Source organism: Stenotrophomonas sp. SMYL20, assembly GCF_036320045.1.
In the GTDB taxonomy this organism is placed as follows: domain Bacteria; phylum Pseudomonadota; class Gammaproteobacteria; order Xanthomonadales; family Xanthomonadaceae; genus Stenotrophomonas; species Stenotrophomonas maltophilia_A.
Genome location: NZ_JAWIRT010000012.1, coordinates 19,422 through 38,605 on the forward strand (window position 1 = coordinate 19,422; position 19,184 = coordinate 38,605).

19 protein-coding genes are annotated in these 19,184 nt (G+C 67.4%); 10 read left to right on the forward strand and 9 right to left on the reverse strand.

The window, feature by feature from the left end; translation table 11 throughout:
- Positions 1–9: 9 nt before the first annotated feature.
- Positions 10–483 carry a dUTP diphosphatase gene (dut, locus tag V3B48_RS10720; protein ID WP_032130326.1) on the reverse strand — a complete coding sequence of 158 codons (474 nt, stop codon included), beginning with the start codon at positions 481–483 and terminating at the stop codon, positions 10–12.
- Positions 480–1,742, reverse strand: a complete 1,263-nt coding sequence (gene coaBC, locus V3B48_RS10725; protein WP_329893712.1) for a bifunctional phosphopantothenoylcysteine decarboxylase/phosphopantothenate--cysteine ligase CoaBC — start codon at positions 1,740–1,742, stop codon at positions 480–482. Before coaBC ends, dut begins: the two co-directional genes overlap by 4 nt.
- A gap of 228 nt (positions 1,743–1,970) precedes the next feature.
- Between coaBC and V3B48_RS10730 the strand changes: the two genes are divergently transcribed.
- The 4 genes from V3B48_RS10730 to V3B48_RS10745 all read left to right on the forward strand — a co-directional run bounded on the left by V3B48_RS10730 (position 1,971) and on the right by V3B48_RS10745 (position 6,102).
- On the forward strand, positions 1,971–2,597 hold the full coding sequence (locus tag V3B48_RS10730) for a response regulator transcription factor (RefSeq protein ID WP_049421484.1): 627 nt from the start codon (positions 1,971–1,973) through the stop codon (positions 2,595–2,597).
- A gap of 70 nt (positions 2,598–2,667) precedes the next feature.
- Entirely contained in the window at positions 2,668–3,372 is a 705-nt protein-coding gene (radC, locus tag V3B48_RS10735; RefSeq protein WP_032130338.1) for a DNA repair protein RadC, read from the forward strand.
- Between the two features lie 114 nt (positions 3,373–3,486).
- Entirely contained in the window at positions 3,487–5,175 is a 1,689-nt protein-coding gene (argS, locus tag V3B48_RS10740) for an arginine--tRNA ligase (RefSeq protein WP_012478915.1), read from the forward strand.
- A 21-nt stretch (positions 5,176–5,196) separates the two neighbouring features.
- Entirely contained in the window at positions 5,197–6,102 is a 906-nt protein-coding gene (locus V3B48_RS10745; protein ID WP_329893713.1) for an SPOR domain-containing protein, read from the forward strand.
- Positions 6,103–6,256: 154 nt separating this feature from the next.
- Here V3B48_RS10745 and V3B48_RS10750 read toward each other — a convergent pair whose 3' ends face one another.
- Entirely contained in the window at positions 6,257–7,009 is a 753-nt protein-coding gene (locus V3B48_RS10750) for an SDR family NAD(P)-dependent oxidoreductase (RefSeq protein ID WP_329893714.1), read from the reverse strand.
- A 117-nt stretch (positions 7,010–7,126) separates the two neighbouring features.
- Between V3B48_RS10750 and V3B48_RS10755 the strand changes: the two genes are divergently transcribed.
- Positions 7,127–7,594 carry a DUF1456 family protein gene (locus tag V3B48_RS10755; protein ID WP_005411992.1) on the forward strand — a complete coding sequence of 156 codons (468 nt, stop codon included), beginning with the start codon at positions 7,127–7,129 and terminating at the stop codon, positions 7,592–7,594.
- Here V3B48_RS10755 and V3B48_RS10760 read toward each other — a convergent pair.
- Entirely contained in the window at positions 7,563–8,450 is an 888-nt protein-coding gene (locus tag V3B48_RS10760; protein WP_149909351.1) for a LysR family transcriptional regulator, read from the reverse strand. The two genes, V3B48_RS10755 and V3B48_RS10760, sit on opposite strands and share 32 nt — an antisense overlap.
- A gap of 50 nt (positions 8,451–8,500) precedes the next feature.
- Between V3B48_RS10760 and V3B48_RS10765 the strand changes: the two genes are divergently transcribed.
- Positions 8,501–9,742: an MFS transporter gene (locus V3B48_RS10765; protein ID WP_329893715.1), complete on the forward strand. Its 1,242-nt coding sequence runs from the start codon at positions 8,501–8,503 to the stop codon at positions 9,740–9,742.
- On the opposite strand, the gene V3B48_RS10770 is transcribed toward V3B48_RS10765, so the two are convergent.
- A complete protein-coding gene (locus V3B48_RS10770; RefSeq protein ID WP_032130339.1) occupies positions 9,739–10,437 on the reverse strand; it encodes a TorF family putative porin in 699 nt (232 codons plus the stop codon). The genes V3B48_RS10765 and V3B48_RS10770 overlap by 4 nt on opposite strands.
- A 178-nt stretch (positions 10,438–10,615) precedes the next feature.
- Between V3B48_RS10770 and V3B48_RS10775 the strand changes: the two genes are divergently transcribed.
- The gene (locus V3B48_RS10775) at positions 10,616–11,005 is read left to right on the forward strand and encodes a DUF6165 family protein (RefSeq protein ID WP_032130333.1); all 390 of its coding nucleotides are present in this window, start codon (positions 10,616–10,618) and stop codon (positions 11,003–11,005) included.
- Between the two features lie 7 nt (positions 11,006–11,012).
- Here the strand turns inward: V3B48_RS10775 and V3B48_RS10780 are convergent, their stop codons facing one another.
- On the reverse strand, positions 11,013–11,684 hold the full coding sequence (locus V3B48_RS10780; protein ID WP_197616043.1) for a response regulator transcription factor: 672 nt from the start codon (positions 11,682–11,684) through the stop codon (positions 11,013–11,015).
- A 195-nt stretch (positions 11,685–11,879) separates the two neighbouring features.
- Positions 11,880–12,452: an Ax21 family protein gene (locus tag V3B48_RS10785; protein WP_032130335.1), complete on the reverse strand. Its 573-nt coding sequence runs from the start codon at positions 12,450–12,452 to the stop codon at positions 11,880–11,882.
- A 210-nt stretch (positions 12,453–12,662) separates the two neighbouring features.
- Between V3B48_RS10785 and V3B48_RS10790 the strand changes: the two genes are divergently transcribed.
- Positions 12,663–15,065, forward strand: a complete 2,403-nt coding sequence (locus tag V3B48_RS10790) for a DPP IV N-terminal domain-containing protein (RefSeq protein WP_329893716.1) — start codon at positions 12,663–12,665, stop codon at positions 15,063–15,065.
- A gap of 91 nt (positions 15,066–15,156) precedes the next feature.
- Positions 15,157–15,516, forward strand: coding sequence for a DUF1428 domain-containing protein (locus tag V3B48_RS10795; protein ID WP_242892265.1), 360 nt, complete (start codon positions 15,157–15,159; stop codon positions 15,514–15,516).
- 15 nt (positions 15,517–15,531) lie between these two features.
- On the opposite strand, the gene V3B48_RS10800 is transcribed toward V3B48_RS10795, so the two are convergent.
- Together V3B48_RS10800 and V3B48_RS10805 are read right to left on the reverse strand one after the other, a co-directional pair.
- Positions 15,532–16,218 carry a hypothetical protein gene (locus tag V3B48_RS10800; protein WP_329893717.1) on the reverse strand — a complete coding sequence of 229 codons (687 nt, stop codon included), beginning with the start codon at positions 16,216–16,218 and terminating at the stop codon, positions 15,532–15,534.
- Positions 16,219–16,326: 108 nt separating this feature from the next.
- Positions 16,327–17,220, reverse strand: coding sequence for a histone (locus V3B48_RS10805; RefSeq protein WP_329893718.1), 894 nt, complete (start codon positions 17,218–17,220; stop codon positions 16,327–16,329).
- 491 nt (positions 17,221–17,711) lie between these two features.
- On the opposite strand from V3B48_RS10805, the gene V3B48_RS10810 reads away from it, so the two are divergent.
- Complete coding sequence (locus tag V3B48_RS10810) at positions 17,712–19,145, forward strand: Do family serine endopeptidase (protein ID WP_049421476.1); 1,434 nt, start codon at positions 17,712–17,714, stop codon at positions 19,143–19,145.
- The last annotated feature ends 39 nt before the right edge of the window (positions 19,146–19,184 follow it).

Consider the following 19,184-nt stretch of genomic DNA (forward strand, 5'->3'; position numbering starts at 1 on the left):
TGTCCCCTGTCAACGCACCCCGGTATGGCCGAATCCACCCGTTCCCCGCACGCTGTCGGTGAAAGTATCCACCACCTGCAGGCTGACGCGGGCAATCGGCACGATCACCAGCTGCGCGATGCGATCGCCCGGCTCGATGGTGAAGGCCTCGCGGCCACGGTTCCAGACGCTGATCAGCAGCGGGCCCTGGTAATCGGCGTCGATCAGGCCGGTGCCATTGCCGAGCACGATGCCGTGGCGATGGCCCAGCCCCGAGCGCGGCAGGATCACCGCGCACAGGTTCGGGTCGGCAATGTGGATGGCCAGGCCGCTGGGCACCAGCGCGGTGTCACCCGGCTGCAGGGTCAGCGCGGTATCCAGCGCCGCGCGCAGGTCCATGCCGGCGCTGGCTTCGGTGGCGTAGGCCGGCAGCGGCCAGCTGTCGCCGAAGCGCGGATCGAGCAGCTTGACCTGCAGCGGTTGGGAAGTGAAAGCCTGGGTCATGCCTGGAGTCTCCGCGCGATCAGCGCCAGCAGTTGTTCGGCCAGCTCACGCTTGGAGGTGGCCGGGAATACCTGTTCACCGTCCTGCCAGAAGGCCGTGGCGGCATTGTTGTCGCTCTCGAAACCGCCGCCGCTGATGCCGACCTGGTTGGCGATCACCAGGTCCAGGCGCTTGTCGACCAGCTTGCCACGCGCGTATTTCTCCACGTCGTGGGTTTCGGCGGCAAAGCCGACCACCAGCTTCAGCGACTGCGTCTGCGCAGCCACCTCGGCAAGGATGTCCGGCGTGCGCACCAGCTCGATCACCAGCGACTGGCTGTCGGCGGTCTTCTTCAGCTTCTGCGGCGCGACCTGGCGCGGCGTGTAGTCAGACACCGCAGCGGCACCGATATAGATGTCGGCCGGCAGCGACTTCAGCACGGCATCGCGCATCTGCGCGGCCGAGCGCACGTCCACACGCTGCACGCCGAGCGGCGTCGGCAGCTGTACCGGGCCGCTGACCAGCACCACCTGTGCGCCCATCGCGGCGGCGGCCGCGGCCAGGGCAAAGCCCATCTTGCCGCTGCTGCGGTTGCCGACATAGCGCACCGGATCGATGTCTTCATAGGTCGGGCCGGCGCTGATCAGCAGGCGCAGGCCCTGCAGCGCGCGGGTTTCCGGCGCGGCAACGGCCGCGGCACTGCTGCCATTGGCGGCCAGCGCGGCCACGATGTCGCCCGGTTCGGCCAGACGCCCCGGACCGGACTCGCCTTCGGCCAGCGGGCCGTCGACCGGGCCGATCACCTGCGCGCCGCGCTGGCGCAGCAGGGCGATGTTGGCCTGGGTGGCCGGGTGCAGCCACATGCGATGGTTCATCGCCGGGCAGATCGTCAACGGCGCGGTACTGGCCAGGCACAGCGTGCTGACCAGGTCGTCGGCATGGCCCTGGGCCAGCCGGGCCAGCAGATCGGCGGTTCCCGGGGCAACCACGATGCGGTCCGCCCAGCGCGCCAGCTCGATGTGGCCCATGGCCTGTTCGGCGGCGCTGTCCCACAGCGTGGTGCGGGTGGGCTGCCCGGACAGGGCCTGGAAACTGAGCGGAGTGACGAACTGCTGGGCACCGGCGGTCATCGCCACCTGCACCTGGGCACCGGCGTCGCGCAGGCGCCGCACCAGTTCCAGGGCCTTGTAGGCCGCGATCCCGCCTCCGACGCACAACAGCAGTTTCTGACCTTCCAGCGCGCGGGCCGGCGCGGGGGAAGCGTTGGGGGAGTCAGCCACCTGGAATTCCTGTGCAAACGAGGGCGCTAGCTTACCCGATGGTCGGTAATGTCCCGGTGCAGGGTGCACATAGCGGACAGCTATCAGTAGATGGAGCGCGCTGCGCCTGACCCTGGGCTAGCCGGGCATCGGTTTCGGACCTTTCCTATACCTCTACGGGTCTGCGCTTTTGCAGAATCAGGCATTGGCTGCCGTCTGCCGTGGCCTGTTCGACCTTCGAGGAGCCTCGTGCATCCACGCATCATCATTGCCGACGACCATCCCGTGGTCCTGCATGGCATCCGTATCGTGCTGCAGACCCACCTGATGGACATCGTCGGCAGTGCACGTGACGGCGCCCAGCTGCTGGAGCTGGTGGACCACCACGACTGCGATGCGGTGCTGACCGACCTGTCGATGCCGGGTGACGGCCCGGACGGTCCAGAGCTGATCGACGCGCTGCGCGTGCGTCACCCCGGGCTGCCGGTGGTGGTGCTGACCGGCGCCCGCCATCCCGGGCTGCTGGACGGACTGCTGCGCGAGGGCATCAGTGGGCTGGTCGACAAATGCGCCGATTTCGCCGAACTGCCGCAGGCACTGAACGCCGCACTGGCCGGGCAGGTCTTCGTCTCCCAGCAGCTGCGCCACCACCTGCAGGCGCGCGACCTGCTGTTTCCACGCGAACCGTCGCCGCTGTCGGCACGCGAACAGGAAGTGCTGGATCTGCTGGCGGCCGGCCTCAGCGTGAATGCCGTCGCCGAGCGTTGCGGGCGCAGCCCGAAGACCATCAGCCGGCAGAAGGCCGAAGCCAAGCGCAAGCTGGGCCTGCAGAACAACCAGGAACTGTTCGACTATCTGCAGACCCGACGCGGGTGAGGCATCGTCCGACCCAGTGCTGCGGTATGCACCGATGGGAGCCGTCACGCAGGCTGGCGATGATGCAGGCATGCCCATCCATGACTGGCCCGAACAGGAACGCCCCCGCGAGAAGCTGATCGCGCGCGGGCCCACGGCACTTTCCGACGCCGAACTGCTGGCCCTGTTTCTCGGCTCCGGGTTCGGTGGCCGCGATGCCGTGCAGACCGCGCGCGACCTGCTGCAGGCGCACGGCCCGTTGCGGGTGCTGCTGGACCGCCCCGCGCGTGACCTGGCCCGCCTGCCCGGGCTCGGCCCGGCGCGCAGCTGTACGCTGGCTGCCGGGCTGGAACTGGCCCACCGCTACCTGGCTGCCGAGCTGGAACACGGCGAAGCGGTCGGCAACAACCCGGCCGCGGTCGGCCGCTATCTGCAGCACCGCCTGCGGGGGCAGGCCCGGGAGATCTTCATGGCCCTGTTCCTGGACAACCGGCACCGGCTGATCGCCTGCGAGGAGCTGTTCCACGGCACCATCAACGCCGCACCGGTCTACCCCCGCGAAGTGGTGCGGCGCGCCCTGCTGCACAACGCGGCAGCGGTGATCCTCAGCCACAACCACCCTTCCGGCGACCCGGAACCCTCCAGCGCCGATACCCGCATCACCGACGAACTGCAGCAGGCACTGGCGATGGTGGACGTGCGCCTGCTGGACCACTTCGTGGTCGGTGAGGGCCGCCCCGTTTCGTTTGCTGAACGAGGCCTGCTGTCGCCGCCCCAGCCCCGCCTGTTCGGCTGAGCGCCCGCCCTCCAGGCGCCATCGGTCGCCCCCACAGGCAGGTTTCGGTCAGCGTGGCCGCTGGTATCTGCGCTAAAATGGGCGATTCCGCCGCTCATTCTCACAGCAGGCCTCGTGAAAAATCTCCTCCGCGCCCTGATCAGCCAAGGCATCGAAGCCTTGCGCGCCAATGGCACCCTGCCCGCCGACTCCCTGCCGCCGGACTTCGTGGTCGAGCGCCCGAAGACCCGCGACCACGGCGACTTCGCCACCAACGCCGCGATGCTGCTGGCCAAGGCCGCGCGCAGCAATCCGCGTGCACTGGCACAGGCGCTGGTCGAGGCACTGCCGCGCAGCGAGGACGTCAGCAAGGTCGAGATCGCCGGCCCCGGCTTCATCAATTTCCACCTGGCGCCGGCCGCGTACCAGCGTGAAGCCGCGTCGGTCATCAAGGAAGCCCACGACTACGGCCGCAACCTGTCCGGCAATGGCCGCACGGTGGGCGTGGAGTACGTGTCGGCCAACCCGACCGGCCCGCTGCATGTCGGCCATGGCCGCGCGGCGGCGATCGGCGACTGCGTGGCGCGCGTGCTCGACGCCAACGGCTGGAACGCCAAGCGTGAGTTCTACTACAACGACGCCGGCGTGCAGATCGAGAACCTGGCGCTGTCCACCCAGGCGCGGATCAAGGGCATCGCGCCGGACCAGGATGGCTGGCCGGAAGGTGGCTACCGCGGTGAATACATCGCCGACGTCGCCCGCGCCTACATGGCCGGCGCCAGCGTCGATCTGGAAGGCAGCACCGTGGTCGGTGCCAAGGACCCGGACGACATGCAGGCGATCCGCCGCTTCGCTGTGGCCTACCTGCGCAACGAGCAGAATCTGGACCTGGCCGCGTTCGGCGTCGACTTCGACATCTATTTCCTGGAAAGCTCGCTGTACGCCGACGGCAAAGTCGCCGAAGCGGTCGCCAAGCTGCAGGCCTCGGGTCATACCTATGAAGAAGGTGGCGCGCTGTGGCTGCGCAGCACCGACTTCGGTGACGACAAGGACCGCGTGATGCGCAAGTCCGACGGCACCTTCACCTACTTCGTGCCGGACGTGGCCTACCACCTGTCCAAGTGGCAGCGCGGCTACGAGCGCGCGATCACCGAGCTCGGCGCCGATCACCATGGTTCGCTGGCACGCGTGCGCGCCGGTCTGCAGGCGATGGAAGTGGGCATCCCGCAGGGCTGGCCGGAGTACGTGCTGCACCAGATGGTCACCGTCATGCGTGGCGGCGAGGAAGTGAAGCTGTCCAAGCGTGCCGGCAGCTACTTCACCCTGCGCGACCTGATCGAGGAGGCCGGCCGCGATGCCACCCGTTGGTTCCTGATCGCGCGCAAGCCCGATTCGCAGCTGACCTTCGACATCGACCTGGCCCGCCAGCAGAGCAACGACAACCCGGTGTTCTACGTGCAGTACGCGCACGCCCGCGTCTGCAGCCTGCTGCGCCAGGCACAGGAGAAGGGCCTGGTGTACGAACAGGGCAATGGCCTGGCCAACCTCGGCCGCCTGGCCGACGACGCCTCGCTGCTGCTGATGAACGAGATCTCGCGGTACCCGGAAGTGGTGGAGGCGGCCGGCGTGGCGCTGGAACCGCATCTGGTGGCGCAGTACCTGCGTGAATTGGCGCACGCGTTCCACACGTGGTATCACGGGACGCCGGTGCTGGTGGAAGACGCTGCGGATCGCAACGCCAAGCTGACCCTGGCCTGCGCCGCGCGCCAGGTGCTGGCCAACGGCCTCGAACTCCTGGGCGTCAGCGCCCCGGAAAAAATGTAAGCATCAGGAGACGCAGTACACATGGCAGCACGACGCGGCAAAAACCAGGCACGACGCAACAGCAGCAGCCAGGGCACACCCGGATGGGTGTGGCTGGTCGCTGGCGTGGCGATTGCGGCCGTGGTGTTCCTGGCGGCGCCGAACCTGTTCAAGGGCGAAGGCGATGGCTTCCTGCGCGCCGGTCCGCAGCCGAACCCGAACGCGCAGCCTGCCCCGGTCGCTGATGCCGACAGCGATGTCGGCACCGGGCCGGCCGCGCAGCCGGCCACGCCGAAGCCGGCCGAACCGGAAAAGCCGGCCGCCACCCAGTACGACTTCTACACCCTGCTGCCGGGCAAGGAAGTTGAAATGTCCGACGCCGAGCTGGCTGCCAGCGCGCGTGCTGAAGACCAGCGCCGGGCCAAGGCTGAAGCGCAGCGCGCGCAGGCGGCACTGGAAGGCAAGCCGGTTCCGCCGCCAGCGGCTACCGCGCCCGCACCGACGGCAACCGCCAGCGTGGCCAGCACCGCGCCGGTGACCGCCACCAGCCGTCCGCTGCCGGCACCGCTGAGCGAACGACCGGCTGCGGCAACGCCTCCGGCCAGCACGCCGACGGCGTCGACCAGCACCGCCGCCGCCACTCCGGCAGCGCGTGCGGAAACCGCGCCGACCGCTGCCACTACCGCAGGCGCTGCGGCACCGGCTGCCGCCGACAATGCCCGCTACATCCTGCAGGCGGGTGCGTTCGGTGCCTCCGGCGATGCCGAAGCGACCAAGGCCAAGCTGGCGATGATGGGCCTGGCGGCACGCGTGGAATCGGCGCAGATCAACGGCAAGACCGTGTACCGCGTGCGCATGGGGCCGTATGGCAGTGCAGGTGAACTGTCTGAAGCCAAGCAGAAGCTGGATGGCACCGGCCTGCAGGCGATGGCGATCAAGGCACAGTGAGTCTGCCGAAGTGAATGAAAAAGCCGGGCACAGCCCGGCTTTTTTTGTCTGTGTAGAGTCGAGCTTGCTCGACTGCCGTTCAAAGCAGTCGAGCATGGCTCGACTCTACAAAGGGCGAAGAGCAGTCGAGCAAGCTCGACTCTACAGACGGCGGTCAGACTTCGCGGGCGACCTGGAAACCGGCGAAGGACTGGCTGACCGGCATCAGTTCCAGGCGATTGATGTTCAGGTGCGGCGGCAGGCTGGCCACCCAGAAGATCTGTTCGGCGATGTCTTCGGCGGTCATCGGGTTGGCGCCGGTGTAGAGCTTGTCCGACGCCGCCTGGTCGCCATGAGTACGCACCACGGTGAACTCGGTTTCGGCCATGCCCGGCTCGATCGTGGTCACGCGCACGCCGGTGCCGTGCAGGTCCGAACGCAGGCCGAGCGAGAACTGGCTGACGAAAGCCTTGGTGCCACCGTAGGCATTGCCGCCCGGGTACGGGTAGACGCCGGCCACCGACGAAATGTTGATGATTGCGCCCTTGCGCTCCACCAGCTGCGGCAGCAGGCGGTGGGTCAGGGTCACCAGCGCGGTGATGTTGGTGTCGATCATCGTGGTCCAGTCCGACAGCTTGGCGCTCTGTGCCGGCGCGGTGCCCTGCGCCAGGCCGGCGTTGTTGACCAGCAGATCGATCTCGCCGAAGGCCGGCGGCAGTGCCAGCAGCGCCGCTTCCATCGCCACCGGATCGCGGATGTCGAAGGCGGCGGCATGCACCACGTCCTTGCCGTAGCGCTCGACCAGCGGCTGCAGGCGTTCAGCGCGGCGGCCGGTGGCGATCACCTTCCAGCCCGCCTGGGCGAAGCGGTGGACGGCGGCGGCGCCGAAGCCGGACGTGGCGCCGGTAATCAGGACAGTGCGGGTCATCAGGCAACTCCAGGGGGAAAAACCAGACCCCCATTCTGGCACCGTCGGCCGGGGGTTGCGTTGCCTGATCGGCCAGATCCGGCCCCGCCTGTCGGGGTGACCGGTACAATTGGGGCCATGATCAACAACGATGTCCTGCGCAGCGTGCGCTACTCCCTGGACCTGGGCGACCACCACGTGGTGACCCTGTGCCAGATGGCCGACCCCGCCTTCGCCGTGGATCCGGAACAGGTGAAAGCCTGGCTGCGCCGCGAGGACGAAGCCGGTTTCGAAGCGATGAGCGACAGCGCGCTGGCGCACTTCCTCGACGGCCTGATCGTGCACCTGCGCGGTCGCGATGAGAGCCAGCCGCAGCGTGCGGTGGAAACCCGCATCGACAACAACCTGGTGCTGAAGAAGCTGCGCGTCGCCTTCCAGCTGCGCGACGTCGATCTGATGGAGATCTTCGCCAGCGCCGGCTTCAACGTCTCCAAGTCGGAAGTGGGCGCCTTGTTCCGCCAGCCCGGGCACACCAACTACCGGCGCTGCCTGGACCAGATGCTGCGCAATTTCCTCAAGGGCCTGAGCCTGCGCCTGCGCGGCTGAGCACGGCCTCGACGAACGCCCGCGCCGCCGGTGTCGGCAGTCGCTGCCAGACCAGGTGCACGCGGCGGGTCGGGGTCGGCTGCAGCGGAATCTGTACCACCCCCTGGAACCCGTCGGCGATCAACGCTGGCACGATGCCAACCGCCAGCCCATGGCGGACGAAGCGCTCGATCAGTTCCATCAGATTGACCTCGAAGCGCACCGTGTGCGGCAGGCCAGCGGCAGCGAAGGCATCGTCGGTCTGCCGCCGCGCACCGGTGCCGCGCGGAAAGTCGACCAGCGCCTCGTCCTGCAGTTCGGTCAATGGCAGCCGCTTGCGCCGGGCCAAGCGGTGCGATGGCGCCAGCACCGCCACCAGGTCTTCTTCCTGCAGCATCTGGTGGCAGACCCCGTCCAGCCCCGCCGACGGCGCCAATCCGACCAGTGCCACGTCCAGCTCTCGCGACTGCACCTGCGCGATCAGGTCCTCGCTCTTGTCGACCCGCAGCTGGAACTCCACCTGCGGGTGCGCCTGCTGGAAGGCCGCCAGCATCGCCACCACATCGATGTCGGTCAGCGAGGAGATCTGCCCGATCGCCAGCAGGCCACGCACCTCGCCAGTGACGGCGGCCACGTCGGCACGCAGGTGGCGCAGGCTGGCCAGCACCTGGCGTGCATGCACCAGCAGCGCCTCGCCGGCGGCGGTGGCCCGCACCTGCCGCGGCAGGCGCTCGAACAGGGGCGTACCCAGTTCCTGCTCCAGGTAGGCAATCTGGTGGCTCAACGCGGACTGCACCACATGGCAGCGTTCCGCGGCGCGGGTGAAATTGCCCTCTTCGGCCAGGGCGACGGCAAACTCGAGCTGTTTGAGATTCATCCAACTATCTCGTTTCCAGATGGCATGGATGATGATGATTCATTTCCATCATGGCCGCAGCAGGCGGACACTGTGCATCCCGCTTTGTGGAATACCGCGTGAGTCCGTCCCTCCCCCCTCTGCACCGCTGGCAGGTGCTGCTGATGTCGGTGGCTACCGGCGTGGCCGTGGCCAGCAACTACTATGCGCAGCCACTGCTGCACACCATCGCCGATGCCTTCGGCGTGCCGTTCGGCCAGGTCGGCATGGTGGTCACTGCCGCACAGCTGAGCTATGCCGCCGGACTGATCCTGCTGGTGCCGCTGGGAGACCTGTTCGAACGCCGCCGCCTGATCGTGGTGATGAGCCTGTTGTCGGCAGGCGGGCTGGTGATCAGTGCCTGTGCACCATCGCTGGCCTGGTTGCTGGTCGGCACCGCGATCACCGGCCTGTTCTCGGTGGTGGCGCAGGTACTGGTGCCGTTTGCGGCCACGCTGGCCGCGCCGGAACATCGTGGCCGCGTGGTCGGCACATTGATGAGTGGCCTGCTGCTGGGCATCCTGCTGGCGCGCACCGTGGCCGGCCTGCTTTCCAGCCTGGGCGACTGGCGCCTGGTGTATGCGATCGCCGCCGGCACCCTGGTGCTGACCGCGCTGGCGCTGCAGCGCGGCCTGCCGCGATTCCACCACAGCGCCGGCCTCGGCTATTTCGCATTGCTGCGCTCGATCGGCGTGCTGTTCGTGCAGGAGCCGGTGCTGCGCCAGCGCACCCTGCTGGGCGCCTGCAGCTTCGCCATGTTCGCGATCTTCTGGACGCCGCTGGCGTTCCTGCTGGCACAACCGCCCTACGCCTACAGCGATGCCACCATCGGCCTGTTCGGGCTGGTCGGTGCCGCCGGCACGCTGGCTGCGGGCCTGGCCGGGCGCATGTCCGACCGCGGCCAGACCGGGCGTGCCACTGCCATCGCACTGATGCTGTTGCTGCTGTCGTGGCTGCCGTTGGGGCTGTCGGCACACTCGCTGCTGGCGCTGCTGGCCGGCGTGGTGGTGCTGGACCTGGCCGCGCAGCTGCTGCACGTGAGTAACCAGAACCTGATCTACGCACTGCAACCGGCAGCGCGCAACCGCCTCAATGCCGGCTACATGACCGGCTACTTCATCGGCGGTTCGCTGGGTTCGCTGCTGTCTGCGCAGGTCTACCAGCGCTTCGGCTGGACCGGCGTCTGCGTGGCCGGTGCTGCGGTGGCCATGCTGGCCCTGCTGCTGTGGCTGCCCGGCGCGCTGCGCGCGCGCCAGGCTTCGGTGACTGACTAGAAGCTGCCCTGCAGCGCCAGCTCCCAGCGTCCGCCGGCATTGCCCGGAAACAGCCGCTTCGCTGCGTTGTCGGTGTCATGCACGGTGGCGCGCAGTTCCCATGCCGGGGTCAGCGAGGCGATGGCACTGAGCTGGCCATGCAGGTAATCAGGCCCCTGTGCGGTGGCCAGCCAATACTGGCCCACCGCCGCTTCGAGGCGGAACCGCTCGTGCAACGGCACCCGCACACCCAGCTGGGCGTAGGTGCCGCGATGGCCGCCCGCCAGCGCGTCGTTGGAATGCGCCAGCTGCAGCCAGGCGCGCTGCTTCCAGGTGACGGTGGTATTGAGCTCGGTCCAGTCCAGCGCGCGGCCGGTGCCCGGGTACACGTAGCGGGTCAGGTTGGCATCCAGTGCCCAGTCCGGTGCCAGTGCACCACTCCAACCGGCCACCAGGTCAAACTCGCTGCGCGCGCCGTTGTCCGGCTTGAACGATACGTTGGACCCCCACACGCTGGCGTACCAGCCCGATGGGATCGAGACCTTCGCGCCGGCCTGCACCGCCGGGTCGCCGTCGCTCTGCGAGCTGCCGCGCCACACGTAATCGCTGGTCAATGCGGCACTGCCACTCACCTGCACCTGCGCCTGGGCGGTGCCGATGCCGAGCAGCCCTGCCAGGGCGGCCACCACTGCCGCCATCATCCCCTTGCTGTTCACTGCACTGTGTTCCTCGTCGAAGGCGGTCACGCCGCCGGGACCGCAGTGTCGAGGCGGTGGCCGTAACGGATCGAGGGTGCTGCCGGGCCCGTGGCGCAAATTCGGCGTAAATCCCGCGGACCGGGGCCACATGCCAGCAGCGCGGTATCATGGCGCCCTGTTTCCAGGAACCAACCGCGTGGACGCCATCCTGACTCCGGTATCGATCGGCGAGCTGATCGACAAGATCACCATTCTCGAGATCAAGGCCGAGCGCATCGACGATGCCGCCAAGCTGAGCAACGTGCGCACCGAGCTGGACGGCCTGCTGCCGTTGCTGCAGCTGCAGCTGCAGGCTCAGCCGGCGCTGGCCGTGCTGAAGCAGCAGCTGAAGGCGATCAACGAGCGCATGTGGGACATCCAGGACCAGCTGCGCGACAAGGAAGCGGCCCAGGTGTTCGACGATGCCTTCATCCAGTTGGCGCGTGGTGTCTATGGCACCAATGGCGAGCGCGTGCAGGTGAAGAACGAGATCAACCGCGTGGCCGGTTCGGCCCTGGTGGAAGAAAAGCAGTACCAGGGCGAGTAACGCCACCTCAATCAGCGTCGATCAGATGGCGGAAGCGGAACAGCTCGCCATCGTTGCGGATGCCCAGCTTGCGGTACGCCGCTCGCTTCTGCGTGCTGATGGTGCTGGCTGCACGCCCACTGCGGCGTGCCATCTCGCCGGTGCTGCAACCACGCAGCACCCACTGCAGGACGGTGCGCTCGCGGGTACTCAACCGTGGTGAACGCATGGACTGCTGGCGCTGCCGACGGGACTGGTTCAACTGTGCACGCAGCTCCGGCGGCACGAAGCGCCCGCCACGGGCAACCACGCTCACTGCCCGCAGCAGCATCTGCGGCGCGCAGGCCTTGGACAGGAATCCGCGCGCTCCGGCCTGCAGGACCAAGGACACGACACCCGCGTTGCAGTGCGCGGACAGCACCAGGATCGGCACTGCCGGCCAGTGGCGTGATAGGTGCCGCAGCAGTTCCAGGCCTTCGCCGCTGTCACCGATCGGCAAGGCGTCGACCAGCAGCAGATCGATCGCGGCCGCCTGCTGCTGCAGGCGCTGCAGCAGATCACCGCTGCGGCCGTAGCTTCCATCCACCTGCAGGCCCGCCTGCCGGGCCAGGACTTCCTGCACGCCATGCCGCAACAGCGGGTGTGGATCCAGCAGCAAGAGGCGGCAGGGAGAATCGCGGGGCGACGGAAACGTGGGCATCGTTGCATTCCTGCAGAACAGGCCACTCACCCTAGGGCGCAGCCGACGCCTGCGGAATCCAATTCGTTGCAATGCCGCCCTTCCGCCGCGACACGGTCAGGTAGCGTTTGCCCAGCCGGACCGGAAACGCAACAGGCCCGGCATGGGCCGGGCCTGTCGAGGCATCTTCGGCGCGCAGGCGCGCCGAGGAAGCAATTACCAGCTGAAGCGCGGGCCGACGGTGTATTCCTTGTCGCCGTCGCGGTTCATCTTCAGCTCGCCGTTCAGGCCCCAGTTCTGGTTCAGCTTGACCTGACCACCCAGGCGGCCGTACCACTGGCCTTCCGGATTGATGCCGTGCTTCTTCGAGAAATCTTCGTAGCCGACCATGCCGTAGACTTCGGCGTGGGCACCGAAGGCGGTGCGGATACCGGCTTCAGCGCTGTAGCCATTGAAGTCCAGGCCGTGCTTCTGGTCGCGCTTCTGGTAAGCAACGCGGGCAACGAAGTCGGTGGTCGGGGCGATTTCAACGTTGTAGCCGGCGCCGATCTTCCACTGGTCCAGCTTGATGTTGGTGTGGTCGATTTCCTGGCGGCTGTACTCACCGAAAGCGTGGAAGTTCGGCAGGAAGCCGTACGAACCCTTCACGCCCCAGCCGTCGGCCTTGAACGCGTCGATGTCGGTCTTGGCGTAGTCGGCTTCGGCGTAGTTGTACGACAGGTTCTCAGCAGCCGAGGCGGTGAACGGCAGGGCAGCGGCCAGGGCCAGAGCAATCAGCGAATTCTTCATGGGGGTACACCTTTACTTTCTTATGGTGTGCAGCAGCGCCAGGGCGCCATCGCATCGGGAATGTAAATTCTCCGTTATTCGCCACAACGCTCCCTGAAAACAGCGGTCTTCGCATTGCTGAATTTTTTGCCTTGATTCAGGCTGTCTCTGGCATACGCGCGCGGCGCGCGTGCATTTGTGATTCGTCGTCGATTGCAACAGGAGGTTGCCTTGTACGTTTCCGATCCGCCGCTGGTGCCTGTTCGCGCCGCGCTCCTGGCATGCGCTGCCCTGTTCCCGATCCACGCTGCGCACGCACTGCAGGCCGCTGACTACCAGCGCGCCGAACGCGTGCATGACAGTCACCTTCGCGGTGCGCTGCGCAATGCTTCGGTGCTGCCCCACTGGCTGGCCGATGGGCGCTTCTGGTACGAACGCGAAACCACGCAGGGCCGGCGCCAGGCGGTACTGGTCGATCCAGTCCAGGCCACACGTCAGATCCTGTTCGAACCCGATGCGCTGGACGCTGCGGTTGCACCTCTCGGTGCCAGAGGACCACGCCTGCGCTTGAGCAGCGTGCAGGTACTGGATGAAGGCCTGCGCCTGCAGTTCAACGGCGAGGCGGCGATCAGCTGTCAATGGCCACGCCTGCAGTGCGTGCGTTCGCAGGATGCAGCGCCAGCGACCGATGCACTGCCATCGCCCGGCGGTGATACCTGGCTGCAGGTACGCGATCACAACCTGTGGCTGCAGTCGCCCGGAATGGCAGCACGAGCGCTGACCAGCGGCGGTGAACCCAATCATGGCTTTGGCGTGCTGCCGGACTTCACCCTGCGCGGCATTCCACGCCGCCAGGGCCGGATGCCGACGCGGCCGTTCGCGGTCGGCTGGTCACCGGATGGCCGCTACGTGGCCGGCATCCGCTACGACGAACGCGCGCTGCAGGACTACCCCTATCTGGAAAGCAGCCCGGCCAACAGCGCGCGGCCACGCGTGCATACGGTGAAGCTGGGGCTGCTGGGTGACACCCGGCAGGTGCGCGACAGCCTGTATGTGGTCGACACCCGCAATGGCCAGCAGCATGACATCGCCTTGCCGGAAGGCTGGAACACCCTCAGCGAAGCCGGCGTACTCGGCTGGGACGGCGACCGGTTGTATGCCGTGATCGCGCACTTCGGCGCACCGCGCAGGCTGCGTCTGCTGGAGATCGATGCCAACAACGGTGCGTTGCGCACGGTTCTGGAAGAAGCCAGCGACACCCGCCTGCAGCTCAACGTGTATTCCTACAACCGGCCAGCGGTGGCCATCCTGCCCGGCCAGGACACGGCGGTGTGGTTCTCGCAGCGCGATGGCTGGGGCCATCTGTACCGGGTGCGCCTGTCCGACGGCAAAGTGCTGCGCCAGCTCACCGGCGGCCAATGGGCGGTGCGTGACCTGCTGGGCGTAGATGCGGCAGGTGGCTGGGCGTACTTCAGCGCCGGCGGCGTCCACGGTGGCGACCCCTACGTGCGCGGCCTGTACCGGGTATCGCTGCAGGGTGGACCGGTCCAGCGCCTGGCCGCCGATGGCAACGACCATCTGGCCGATGCCGGCACCGGCGCGTTGTTCGGCGGGCGCGCCCCCCAGGCGCTGTCGCCTGGCGGTGGCTATCTGGTGGATACCGTTTCCCGTCTCGACCAGCCACCACGCACCGTGCTGCGGGCCAGCGATGACGGCCGTGAAGTGATGGTGCTGGAAACAGCCGATAACAGCGCGATCGTTGCTGCCGGCTGGCGCCCCCCACGGCGCGAGCGGCTGCTGGCCGCCGATGGGCGAACGCCGATCTTCGCCACCGTCTACCTGCCCCGCGACTATCGCGATGACGGCCGCTTTCCGGTGATCGACGCGATGTACGGTGGCTCCTTCGTCAGCAATGCGCCGGTGACCTACGCCGAGGCGGTGTCCGCCTTGAATCCGGTGTCACGCGCCAGCCTGACCGAACTGGGCTTCGTGGTGGTCAGCATCGACGCGCGCGGCACCGGTGGCCGCGACAAGGCGTTCCATGACAGCAGCTTCATGCACGGGGCAGATGTGCAGCTGGATGACCATGTGGCTGCGCTGCGCCAGCTGGGCGAACGCTACCGGGGCATCGACCTGCAGCGGGTCGGCATCTACGGGCATTCGTTCGGTGGTTACAGTGCAGCGCGCGCCCTGCTGCGCTATCCGGCGTTCTACAAGGTGGGCGCGGCCTCGGCCGGCAGCCACAATTTCCAGGGCATGTACGGCGGTGCATTGCACGGCATGGACCGGCTGTTCGGTGGCGTGCTGCCGCCAACACCCCTGGCCGATGGCGTGCCGGCGCCCTTTGCCGGACTCGACAATGCAGCGTTGGCCGGCAACCTGCGTGGGCATCTGATGCTGGTCTATGGCGAACTGGACGAGAACGCGCCGCCGGCGCTGACCCTGCAGCTGGCCGCCGCCCTGAACAAGGCCCAGCGCAGCTACGACCTGCTGTACCTGGCCCGGCAGGACCACGAACTGTTCCGCAACGACGCCACCTACACGCACCGCATGTGGGACTACTTCGTGCGCCACCTGGCCGGCCAGCAGCCACCGGAGACGGTGCTGGCGCCGCTGCCCGGCGGGCCGGGCTGAACAGGCGCACACAGGATGTCGATCCACGGCGCCCTGGTTCGTCGGGTACTTGAAGGCCGTGCATGCGGCACGGTCCATCCGGAGGCAGGCAATGAGCTACATCGATGGTTTCGTCCTGGCGGTGCCCACCGCCAACAAGGAGAAGTTCCTCGCCCATGCACGCACAGGGGATCCCGTTTTCATCGAGTACGGCGCGCTGCGCGTGGTCGAGTGCTGGGGTGACGACGTACCGCACGGCAAAACCACCGACTTCTTCGGCGCGGTGAAAGCCACGCCAGACGAGACGGTGGTCTTCTCGTGGATCGAATGGCCGGACAAGCCGACCCGCGACGCCGGCATGAAGAAGATGATGGAAGACCCGCGGTTTGATCCGGCGAAGAATCCGATGCCGTTCGACGGCGCGCGGATGATCTACGGCGGCTTCGTGCCGATCTACGAGCTGACGCGCTGAATCCGGCGGACGTGCTCAGCGCGCGTCCGTGTCATCGCTGGCAGACGCATGGCCGGCGCCCAGTGCGGCGCCGGCGCCGAGGCCCACACCGCCCATGCCGGCCCCCATTCCGCCACCACCACCACCACCCGCACGACCGCCCTTGGCATCGCCATCGTTGCGGCCCTTGCCACCGCCACTGGCAGCGGGCCGGGTCGGCCCCTGCGGCGGTATCTGCAGTCCGGCCGGAATCGGCGCCAGGTCCAAGGCGTCGCGCACGAAGTCGCGCAGCGAGACCACCAGTTCGTGGAGGTGCACCGGCCGCCCCTGTGCCAGTTCGTTGGCCGCACGCGCGGCCAGCCGCACCTGCTCGTCGGTGCCCAGCAACAGGATGTCCGACAATGCGGCCTCGACGGCATCGCGGATGCGGCGCGCGCGATCCGAGCGGGGTTCGGCGATGCCTTCGGCATTTTCGCGCTGGCGCAGGTCGCGGCGATGGCTGGGATCCACACCCAGTTCGCCAGTGAACGACCCGCCCAGGGTCTTGTAGGCCGCCATCAGCGTGCGCAGCCGTTCGTTGATCTGCCGGTTTTCGCGCTCGCGGCGCTGTTGCAGGGTCTGCATCACCAGCAGGCGGATGCCCACGCCCAGCAGGGTGATCAGGACCAGGCCGGCCAACGTGGACAGCACGCCCTGCCAGGAACTGAAGTCGATACTACGCATGCCCCGGGGCTCCTGCAGGAAGAACCTGCATCTTGCCCCAGACCGTGCCCCAGAAACGCGAAAGGCCCCACCACCCGTTGGGTGGCAGGGCCTTCGGTCACGGCGCGATTACTTGCGCTTGGCGACCTTGCGCACGGCCTTCTTGGCCGGAGCCTTCTTGGCGGCGACCTTCTTCAGCGGCGCAGCCTTCTTGGCGACCGTCTTGCGGGTGGCGGCAACCTTCTTGCCCACCGCCTTCTTGGCAACGGCGGTCTTCTTGCCGACAACCTTCTTGGCAGCAGCGGTCTTCTTGCCGACGGCCTTCTTGGCGACAGCAGCCTTCTTGCCGACAACCTTCTTGGCGGCCGCGGTCTTCCTGGTGGCGACCTTCTTGGTAGCGGCAACCTTCTTGCCGACAACCTTCTTCGCAGCCACGGCCTTCTTGCCAGCGACCTTCTTGGCGGCGACGGTCTTCTTGGCCACGGCCTTCTTGGCGGTGGCGACCTTCTTGCCGACAACCTTCTTGGCGGCCGCGGTCTTCTTGGCAACGGTCTTCTTCGCGACGGCGGCCTTCTTGGTGGCAGCCTTCTTCACGGTAGCGACCTTCTTGCCAGCAGCCTTGGTGGCAGCCTTGGTGGTCTTCTTGGCAGCGGCGGCCTTCTTGGTCACGGCCTTGCCTGCAGCCGCCTTCTTCTTGGCCACTTCCTTCTTCAGGGCAGCGGCTTCGGCCTTGGCGTTCTTCTTGGCGGCTTCCAGCTTCTTCTTGGCGTTGGCAACAGTCTTGCCGACCGACTTGGCAGCCTTCTCGGCCTTCTTGGCAACGGTCTTCTCGACCTTGGCCACGGCCTTCTTGGCCTTGGCAACGCGGGTGCCGGCAGCCTTGGTGGCGCGCTTGACGGTCTTCTTGACCGACTTCACTGCGTCTTCGGCAGCGTGGGCGATGGTCTCGCCAACGTTGGTGGCGGATTCTTTGACGTTCTCGACGGCGTCGGTCACGACCGACACACCATTACCGTTGCTCATGTTGCCCTCCTGCGGGCCTTAAGTATCAAAACGGGGCGATGCTATACCGACATTGACGATCGTGGAACGGGGCATGCGCCCGCAATCGCATCTGCTGCGACGGTAACGGTGTAGCCCAGCACCCTCTCGAGCACAGTGGGTTGACAGGAAACCCCTTTTTTTCAGTGCTGCGCCGCACGGTGCGGGTAGCGGCAGGTGCTGCCTGCGCGCACCTGCCAGAGTGCTGCGAAAGGCATGCGATATGGCGCATCGCGGCACCAGGATGCGCAGAACTGCGCAAGTATCAGCCTGTATCCACACGCGCTTCGGCAGACGTCGGCACATTGCGAAGCACGCCCGACGTTGTCGCCACCGCCCCACAGATGGCGACGCCGACCCGCGTTCCGGGCGCCCGGTTTTCATGGCGCATTTATCCAGATCGCGACACACTCATTCAGCTTGTTTTACCGTAGAGCCGAACGGCCCCCACCCACGCCAGCGAACCGACTCCCATGCGACCGCTTCCCACCCTGCTCACGCTCGCAATCGCCGCCGCCTTCGGTGGCTTCGTTGCCACCGGCATCAATGCCCACCTGGACAACCGTGCCGACGCCGCGCCGCTGCCTGCGGTACTCCCGACCACGGCGGCATTGCCGGCCTCGGTGGCCGGACAGGCGGTGCCGTCGCTGGCACCGATGCTGGAGAAGGCGATGCCGGCCGTGGTCAGCGTCAACACCAAGCAGGTGGTGCGCGTGCGCAACCCCTTCTTCAACGACCCGTTCTTCCGCCGCCTGTTCCCGGACATCCCGCAGGAACGCATCAACGAATCGCTGGGCTCGGGCGTGATCATCGACGCCAAGGAGGGCCTGGTGCTGACCAACCACCACGTCATCGACAACGCCGATGACGTGCAGGTGACACTGGCCGACGGGCGCACGGTCAAGGCCGAGTTCCTCGGTTCGGACCGCGATACCGACATCGCGCTGATCCGCATCCCGGCGCAGAACCTGACCGACATCAAGCTCGGCAACAGCGACCAGCTTCGGGTCGGTGACTTCGTGGTGGCCATCGGCAACCCGTTCGGTTTCAGCCAGACGGTCACCTCCGGCATCGTCTCGGCGGTGGGCCGCAGCGGCATCCGCGGGCTGGGCTACCAGAACTTCATCCAGACCGATGCGTCGATCAACCCGGGCAACTCCGGTGGCGCGCTGGTCGACCTGCAGGGCCAGCTGGTCGGCATCAATACCGCCAGCTTCAACCCGCAGGGCAGCATGGCCGGCAACATCGGCCTGGGCCTGGCGATCCCCTCCAACCTGGCGCGCAGCGTGGTCGACCAGCTGGTCAAGCACGGCGTAGTGGTGCGCGGCACGCTGGGCGTGGAGAGCCAGAACCTGACCGCACAGATCGCGCAGGGGCTGGGCCTGGGTGAAACCCGTGGTGCGCTGATCACCCGCGTGCTGGCCGGTTCGGCCGCTGCGACCGCCGGCCTGAAGCCGGGCGACGTGGTGGTCTCGGCCAACGGCCAGCGCGTGGACAGCGCCGAAGCTCTGCACAACGTGGAAGGCCTGGCGGCGGTCGGCAGCACGCTGACGCTGGACGTGCGCCGCGAGGGCAAGCCGCTGCAGATCAAGGCAACCTTGAAGGAACAGGCGCGCGCGGTCACCGGCGAGAGCCTGGACCCGCGCCTGACCGGGGCCACCTTCGTCGACCTGCCCGAGTCGCTGCGCCAGTCCGGTGTCGGTGGCGTGCTGGTCAGCGAGGTCAAGCGCGGCAGCCGCGCGGCCACCAACGGCCTGCAGCAGGGCGACATCATCACCGATGCCACCGTGGGCGAATTCGCCGACCTGGCCAGCTGGCGCGCCAACTTCCAGCAGCGCCCGCCGACCCTGGTGATACGCGTGCTGCGCAACAATGGCCAGCAGCAGGGCCAGCTCGTGATGCGCTGATCGCCCTGCCGTAACACCCCCTATACCCCGGCAATGCTA

Excerpts from the sequence above, each read along its gene's own strand:
- V3B48_RS10780 (WP_197616043.1), bottom strand. The coding sequence starts at position 11,684 with ATGCCCACGTTTCCGTCGCCCCGCGATTCTCCCTGCCGCCTCTTGCTG.
- V3B48_RS10785 (WP_032130335.1), bottom strand. The coding sequence starts at position 12,452 with ATGAAGAATTCGCTGATTGCTCTGGCCCTGGCCGCTGCCCTGCCGTTC.
- dut (WP_032130326.1), bottom strand. The coding sequence starts at position 483 with ATGACCCAGGCTTTCACTTCCCAACCGCTGCAGGTCAAGCTGCTCGAT.
- V3B48_RS10745 (WP_329893713.1), top strand. The coding sequence starts at position 5,197 with ATGGCAGCACGACGCGGCAAAAACCAGGCACGACGCAACAGCAGCAGC.
- V3B48_RS10760 (WP_149909351.1), bottom strand. The coding sequence starts at position 8,450 with ATGAATCTCAAACAGCTCGAGTTTGCCGTCGCCCTGGCCGAAGAGGGC.
- radC (WP_032130338.1), top strand. The coding sequence starts at position 2,668 with ATGCCCATCCATGACTGGCCCGAACAGGAACGCCCCCGCGAGAAGCTG.
- V3B48_RS10755 (WP_005411992.1), top strand. The coding sequence starts at position 7,127 with ATGATCAACAACGATGTCCTGCGCAGCGTGCGCTACTCCCTGGACCTG.
- V3B48_RS10805 (WP_329893718.1), bottom strand. The coding sequence starts at position 17,220 with ATGAGCAACGGTAATGGTGTGTCGGTCGTGACCGACGCCGTCGAGAAC.
- V3B48_RS10795 (WP_242892265.1), top strand. The coding sequence starts at position 15,157 with ATGAGCTACATCGATGGTTTCGTCCTGGCGGTGCCCACCGCCAACAAG.
- V3B48_RS10765 (WP_329893715.1), top strand. The coding sequence starts at position 8,501 with ATGGCCGCAGCAGGCGGACACTGTGCATCCCGCTTTGTGGAATACCGC.
- V3B48_RS10750 (WP_329893714.1), bottom strand. The coding sequence starts at position 7,009 with ATGACCCGCACTGTCCTGATTACCGGCGCCACGTCCGGCTTCGGCGCC.
- V3B48_RS10800 (WP_329893717.1), bottom strand. The coding sequence starts at position 16,218 with ATGCGTAGTATCGACTTCAGTTCCTGGCAGGGCGTGCTGTCCACGTTG.
- V3B48_RS10810 (WP_049421476.1), top strand. The coding sequence starts at position 17,712 with ATGCGACCGCTTCCCACCCTGCTCACGCTCGCAATCGCCGCCGCCTTC.